Genomic DNA, 1726 nt, shown 5'->3' with positions numbered 1-1726 from the left:
GTGTGGATTCAAGGAGGAGCTGCCAGCGTAGGCATTGCACGCGCAGCCGACTTGGCAAAAACTGCTGTCGCTGCCGCCGGCTCCTAGAATTGCAGCCACCCCAACACCTGGCACGCCATGCCTGCTGCTCCGTCCCAAGGCCTCGCCGCCGACCGCGACTACCGCCCGCTGCGCGGCGCGTGCGGGCTGCACCTGATGCGCTGCGCATGCCGCGCGGGTGCCGACGAGCGGCCCCGCGACGAGGAGCACCGGGCGTTCTCGGTCACGCTCGTCGAGCGCGGCTTCCTGGGCTACCGCACGCGCGCCGGTCGCGCGGTGCTCAGCCCCGGCTGGCTGATGCTCGGCAACCCGGGCGAGGGCTACGCGTGCTCGCACGAGCAGGGCGACGGCACCGGCGATGACTGCGTGGTGCTGTCGATCTCGGCACAGGCCTTCGACGCTGCGTCCGCTGCGCTCGGCCTGCCCGGCCTGGCTCCGCGCTTCGGCCGCGCGGCCTTGCCGCCGTCGCCGCGGGTGTCCGCGCTGCTGGGATCGCTGGCGGACGATGGCATCGAGGGCTTCGCGCTCGAAGAGGCGGCGCTGCAGGTGATCGGCATCGTGCAGGGTTCGCTGCACGAGGGCGCGGCACCGGCGATCGCGCCGCGGCAGGACGAGCGGGCGCTGGCCGCCGCGCACTGCATCGAGCGCCGCGCTGCCGAGCTGCTGACGCTGGACGACGTGGCCGCCGCCGTCGGGCTGAGCACGTTCCACCTGATGCGCGTCTTCAAGCGCTCGATCGGCGTCACGCCGCACCAGTACCTGATGCGCGTGCGCCTGCTGCGCGCGATCGACCTGCTGCGCGACACGCGGCAGCCGGTGACCTCGATCGCCTACGAGGCCGGCTGGTCCGACCTGTCGAACTTCACCCGCACGTTCCAGCGGGACGTGGGCTGCTCGCCCGGGCAGTTCCGGCGCGGCGACCGGAGGCTCCTCGAGGTGGCGCCGGGCGCCTGACGTTTGGTTGCAAACGGGCGCATCTCCGTCACGGGGCGGTCAACACTGGGCGGCGGCCCGATCCCAGAATCGCGCGGCCTTCCGGCCTGACGTGAGACTGCGAGAGAACAGAATGAAAAAGGGAACCGCCCGTTTGCATGGCATCAGCAGCCTGCTGATGTCGTTGTGCTTGACCGCCTGCGGCGGATCGTCGGGTGACACGCCGGCGCCGCCGGTGGGCAATGCGCCTGCGCCTGCGCCGGCACCGACGCCATCTCCCGCACCGGCCCCGGCGCCAGCACCAGCACCAGCACCAGCACCAGCGCCCACACCTGCTCCCGCGCCTGCGCCTGCGCCGACCCCAGCGCCCGCACCGGCACCTACGCCGGCACCCGCACCCGCGCCAGCGCCGGCTCCTGCTCCTGCTCCGAGTCCTGCGCCGGCTCCCGCTCCCGCGCCCGCGCCCGCACCGGCTGTGGACCAAGGCACAACCCTGACCACCTGGGCCCCCGCTGGCGCGACCGAGAAGCCCACGGTCACCGCGGGCACCTGGCGCGCCGGCGGCCCGAACCCCGAGCAGGCCAGCTTCAAGCTCGTCAAGGAGTCGGCCCACTTCGCGTTCTATTCCGACGAGACGATCTCCGACGCCGACCTGACCCTCGCGGCCAACACGCTCGAGAACACCGTCTGGGAGAACCTGTTCAACTCCAACCTGCTGATGCCCGAGCCGTTCTACAACAAGACGGACAAGATC

3 protein-coding genes are annotated in these 1726 nt (G+C 72.0%); 2 read left to right on the top strand and 1 reads right to left on the bottom strand.

Translation table 11 applies throughout. The features are described from left to right. Window positions 1-117: 117 nt before the first annotated feature. Window positions 118-993 carry a helix-turn-helix transcriptional regulator gene (locus AC1D01_RS33325; RefSeq protein ID WP_477873755.1) on the top strand — a complete coding sequence of 292 codons (876 nt, stop codon included), beginning with the start codon at window positions 118-120 and terminating at the stop codon, window positions 991-993. A 143-nt stretch (window positions 994-1136) separates the two neighbouring features. On the opposite strand, the gene AC1D01_RS33320 is transcribed toward AC1D01_RS33325, so the two are convergent. Beyond that, window positions 1137-1346, bottom strand: a complete 210-nt coding sequence (locus AC1D01_RS33320) for a hypothetical protein (RefSeq protein ID WP_477873754.1) — start codon at window positions 1344-1346, stop codon at window positions 1137-1139. Between the two features lie 101 nt (window positions 1347-1447). Here AC1D01_RS33320 and AC1D01_RS33315 point away from each other — a divergent pair. Next, a partial coding sequence (locus tag AC1D01_RS33315; protein WP_477873753.1) for a hypothetical protein occupies window positions 1448-1726 on the top strand: 279 nt, incomplete at its 3' end.

It is taken from the genome of Rhizobacter sp. P3_B12 (assembly GCF_056402895.1).
Note: the sequence above shows the minus strand (reverse complement) of the source record. Positions and strands in the feature narration are given on the sequence as shown.